Annotated in this window: 3 protein-coding genes; 2 read left to right on the top strand and 1 reads right to left on the bottom strand. The window is 70.5% G+C overall.

Going from position 1 to position 5,123, the window contains the following annotated elements:
- A partial coding sequence (locus tag ACWJ6R_RS29680) for an ABC transporter permease (RefSeq protein ID WP_449065392.1) occupies positions 1-1,112 on the top strand: 1,112 nt, incomplete at its 5' end.
- Positions 1,113-1,333: 221 nt separating this feature from the next.
- Positions 1,334-4,300: an AAA family ATPase gene (locus tag ACWJ6R_RS29675; protein WP_449065391.1), complete on the top strand. Its 2,967-nt coding sequence runs from the start codon at positions 1,334-1,336 to the stop codon at positions 4,298-4,300.
- 43 nt (positions 4,301-4,343) lie between these two features.
- On the opposite strand, the gene ACWJ6R_RS29670 is transcribed toward ACWJ6R_RS29675, so the two are convergent.
- The coding region (locus ACWJ6R_RS29670) for an iron chelate uptake ABC transporter family permease subunit (RefSeq protein WP_449065390.1) at positions 4,344-5,123 on the bottom strand (780 nt) is incomplete at its 5' end.

Genomic DNA, 5,123 nt, shown 5'->3' with positions numbered 1-5,123 from the left:
GCGAGTCCGCCGCGCGGGCGCCGCGCCGCACCGCCGCGACCGCCCTGGCCCTGGCCCTCGGCCTGGCGCTGATCAGCTTCATGGCCGTGCTGGGCGCCTCGGTCAAGGACTCGATCCAGCGGTCGTACACCGAGGCGATCACGGCCGACTTCGTCGTGGAGAGCGCGCGCAACGAGATGCTCGGCGGCCTGTCGCACCACGTGCACCACCACGTGAGCGAACTGCCTCAGGTCGCGGTGGCCTCCCGCATCCGGTACGGCCACTGGAAGGACGGCACGAGGACCGAGGCGCTCACCGCCGTCGACCCGGCGACCCTGTCCCAGGTCTCCTCGCTGCACATGGTCGAGGGCAGGCTGGACGCCGTCTCCGGGGGCGGGATCGTCCTGGCCGAGAACGTCGCGGGGGAGCGGCGGCTGCGGATCGGCGACACCCTGGAGATGACGTTCTCCCGCACCGGCACGCAGCGGCTGACCGTGGTCGGCGTCCTGCGGGACCGCGACGCCCAGGCCCTGTCGACCGGCTACGTCATCTCGTTGGACACCTTCGCCCGCAACTACCGGGAGAACGTCGACGCCGGAGTGCTGGTGAAGGTCGCCGACGGGGTGAGCGACGACGCCGCCGAGAAGGCGATCAGCGCCGCCCTCGCCGACGAACCGACCGCCCAGGTGCGTGACCAGGCGAGCGCCGCCGCGGCACGGAGCCTCACGATCGACCAGGTCCTCGGACTGGTGACCGTACTGCTCATGCTCGCCGTCCTCATCGCGCTGCTGGGCGTCACCAATACCCTCGCGCTGTCCATCATCGAGCGGACCCGTGAGATCGGGCTGCTGCGAGCGGTCGGCATGACCGGTGCGCAACTGCGCTGGATGATCCGCGGTGAGGCGGTCCTCGTCGTGGCCCTGGCGATCGTCCTCGGCCTCGTCCTGGGCGTCGCCTTCGCCGCGGGCACGGTCTCCGCCCTGGGCGGCGCCACACAGGCCACCCTGACGCTGCCGGTCGGTCGGCTCCTGCTCATCGTTGCCGCGGCCGCTCTGGCAGGGCTGGTGGCGGGGATACCGCCCGCCCGCCGCGCCGCCGGACTCGACGTGCTGGCCGCGATCGCCTCGCCCTGAAGCCCCCGCTCCATCCCCGGCCCACGGACCGGCCCGCCGGACATGGCGGCGGGCCGGTGAGGCCGCCTAAGATCAACACAGCCACCCGCCTCGCCGGGCCTTCCGCACCGCACCGGGGACGCGGCCCGGCCGAAGCACATGCCTGGCCCCGACGAGCCGGAGCGCAGCGGCATGCTCGACCGGCAGCGGGACCTCAGGGGCGTTCTGACTGAAGGAGGCACGTGCTCGATCTGCTGGTGTCCCAGACCGCGCCGCAGGCGTTTCGGACGATCCTGGACGCGCTCCGGATGCCCGCTCCGCCCGGAGTCGTACGCCGTATCCATGTCGAGCCCGGCCACTACAGAGCGGAGGCCTGCCGCTGCAGGGGCACTGCGGTGATCACTGCGGTCGCCGGCCCGGGTTCTGTGATCGTGGACGGTGCCGGCAAGTACGACCTCCAGGTGGAGGGCCACTTCACGCTGCAGGGCCTGGTAATGCGCAACTGGCATTCCGAGGGATGGGTGGTGGGCGCGGCAGGCGGCACCCTCATCGCCGAAAGCTGCGAGTTCGTCAGCGGCACCAGCCAGGCGGTCAGGGCTTGGGGCGGAGCGGAGCTGATCCTGCGCAGCTGCCGGTTGAGGAACGGTGCGGTCGTCTACCAGGACTCTGCCGGAGTCATCGAGAACACCGAAGTGATCAGTCCGGAGGAATGCGGGATAGCCCTGCACGGTGGCAGCAAGGTCACGATGAGAGACACCCGGATCCTGGCGGCGGGAGAGCACGGCATCTGGGTGAACACCGGATCCGCTCCGTGGATCGAAGAGTGCTGGATCGAGGATCCGAAGCGCGGGGGCATCCTGCTTCAGAACCATGCGAACGTCGCGATCCGCGGGGGCGGCGTCCTCCGCTCGGGACAGTGCGGCCTGGTGGTTCGCGACAACGCTCAGGCCGACGTCCAGCGGCTCCTCATCTCTGATCCAGGAGCGGACGGCATCTGGTGCACGGATTCCGCCTTCTTGACGGCCGACAGGGTCGCGGTTCAGGGTGCCAAACGCCACGGCATCGTCGTGGACGAGCACGCGACGGCCTACTTCGGTGAAGGCGATGTCATCGGAGCCGCACAGTACGGCGTCTTCGCGCAGTCCTCGGGAACTGCCATGATCCGGGCCGGGGTGATCGCGCAGTGCGACGCAGGAGCGGGAGCCGACGCCTGGGGTTCCCTCAGCCTCGAGGGAACCAGGGTGACCGGCAGCACCACGGCGGGCGTCGTCGTCGGCGCGGCTGCGGCGGCGGTCCTCGTTGATTGCACGATCACCGGCAATGAGGGCCGAGGGATCTTCACCGTTCGGGGCTCCACGGTCGAGACCCGCGGCGTGGTGTCGCAGGACAACGGCGGGGCCGACCTCATCGATGCCGAGATGAACGCTGAGACCGCGGCGGCGCCAGGGGAGACCGCCTTCGAGCAGCCGGCCGAAACCGCTGCTTTCGGCGCGGACGCAGCGGAGCCCGCTCCATCCGGGCCGGTGCCGGCCGGTGAGCGCGTGGAGGCGCTGCTAGCCGATCTCGAGGCCATGGTGGGTCTGAAAGAAGTCAAACGGGAGATTCGGAAACTGGTCAAGTTCCTGCGCGTCGCCGAGCAGCGCCGCAGGGCAGGGCTGCCCGAAGGGCCGGCCATCGGGCGGCACATGGTGTTCTCCGGCGCCCCGGGGACGGGGAAGACCACCGTCGCCCGGCTCTACGGGCGGCTCCTCGCGGTACTGGGCATGGTGGCCACAGGCCATTTCACCGAGGTGTCCCGCGCGGACCTCGTGGGGAAGGCGCTCGGCGAGACCACCCAGAAGACCGCTGCGGTCTTCGACAGGGCGCGGGGCGGCGTGCTGTTCATCGACGAGGCGTACACCCTGTCGCGTCGCTTCGGTTCGGGAGGCGACTTCGGGCAGGAGGCCATCGATACGCTGGTCAAGCTGCTGGAGGACCATCGCGATGAGGTCATCGTCATCTTCGCCGGATACCCGGCCGAGATGCGCGAGTTCCTGGCGGCCAATCCGGGACTGGAATCACGGATCTCCCGCATCATCGAGTTCGAGGACTACAGCCCCGCCGAGCTGACCGCCATCGTCGAACAACTCGCGGTACGGCACGGCTTCGAGCTCACCGAAGAGACCCGCGGCATGCTGGTCGGTCATTTCCAACTGGACCGGCGCAAGGAGACCTTCGGCAACGGGCGGGAGGCGCGGCGCATCTTCGAAGCCGTTCTGGAGCAGCAGGCGCTGAGACTCGCCGACCGGGAAGACGATCTATCGCACGAAGAGCTGGCCTTGCTGCTCCCCGAAGATCTGGAAGGCATCGTCGACCGCGGGCTGGGGGTCTCGTACAACGGCGCGAAAGACCCGGACCAGCTGCAGGCGGTCCTCGACCGGCTCGCCGCGATGATCGGCCTCCAGGAGGTGAAAGACCGGATACGGGACCTCCTCGACGTGATCTCGACGACCCGCCGTCGTGAACAGGCCGGACTGCCGTCCGATCCGATGCCCGACCATCTGATCTTCTCCGGGCCGCCCGGAACCGGGAAGACCTCGGTCGCGCGCCTGTACGGAGAACTCCTGGCCGCTCTCGGAGTCCTGGCCCGCGGCCAGGTGGTCGAGGTCTCCCGTACCGATCTCGTCGGACGCTACGTCGGCCATACGGCTGTGCAGACCACTGAGGTCTTCGAACGTGCGCGGGGCGGCGTGCTGTTCATCGACGAGGCGTACACCCTGGCCCGTCCGGCGGGAACCGGTCATGACTTCGGGCAGGAGGCCATCGACACCCTCGTCAAACTGATGGAGGACCACAGGGACGAGGTGATCGTTGTCGCGGCCGGATACACGGATGAGATGGACGGTTTCCTCAAGGCCAATCCCGGCCTGGCCTCCCGTTTCTCCCAGAGCATTCGCTTCGCCCCGTACAGCCGGGAGGAACTGGTCGACATCCTCGCTCAGCAGGTGGAAGCCGCAGGCTTCGAGCTCTCCGGCGGCACGCTCCGCGCGATCAGCGACCATGTGGACGCTCATGCGGAGAGGTTCGCCCACGGCAACGCCCGAGAGATCCGTAAGCTGTTCGAGGCCATGAAGACCTCGCACGCCCGCCGGATCGCGCACCTTGAGCGCGCGGGACGGCACGCGAGCCTCGACGACCTCCGGGTCCTCGTTGCCGACGATGTCGCCTGACGCCGACCGGCCCCGGCCGCGATCAGTGCCCGGAGCCGGCCGGTCAGCCGTCCGCCTGCGCCCGGGAGCGCCACAGCAGCCAGACGAAGTACGGCGTGCCGAGCAGCGCGGTGACGAGCCCGGCGGGCACCTGGGCCGGGGCGATGACGGTGCGCCCGAGCGTGTCGGCCAGGCTCACCAGCAGGGCGCCGAGCAGCACCGCCACGGGCAGGACGCGGGCGTGGCCCGCGCCGACCAGGGCACGGGCGGCGTGCGGGGCGATCAGGCCGACGAAGCCGATCACGCCCACGGCGGAGACCGCGGTGGCGGTCAGCAGCACCGAGCCGCCCAGCGCGGCCAGCCGTACCGGCTCCAGGGGGACGCCGAGGACGCGGGGGCTGTCCTCGTCCAGGGAGAGCAGGTCCAGGTCGCGGCGGAGCCAGACGATCAGCGGGAGCACCAGGGCCAGGGCCAGGGCGACCGGGATGAGCTGGGCCGGGACGCGGCCGTAGGTGGAGCCGGACAGCCAGGTCAGCGCCATGGCGGTGTTCCAGGGGTCCGCCTTGACGATGATCAGCACGGTGACGGCGGTGCACGCCGCCTGCACGCCGACGCCGATCAGCACCAGGCGGTCGGAGTTCAGCCCGCCGCGCCACGACAGCAGGTACACCGCGGCGGAGGCGGCCAGTGCCCCGGCCATGGCCGCCGCGGACATCGACCAGATCCCGGCGAGCGGCACGAGGGCCAGCAGCGAGATCGCGCCCACGCCCGCGCCGGCGGTGACGCCGAGCATGCCGGGTTCGGCCAGCGGGTTGCGGCACACGGCCTGGACGGCCTGCCGCGG

The organism is Planomonospora algeriensis (genome assembly GCF_977012225.1).
Note: the sequence above shows the minus strand (reverse complement) of the source record. Positions and strands in the feature narration are given on the sequence as shown.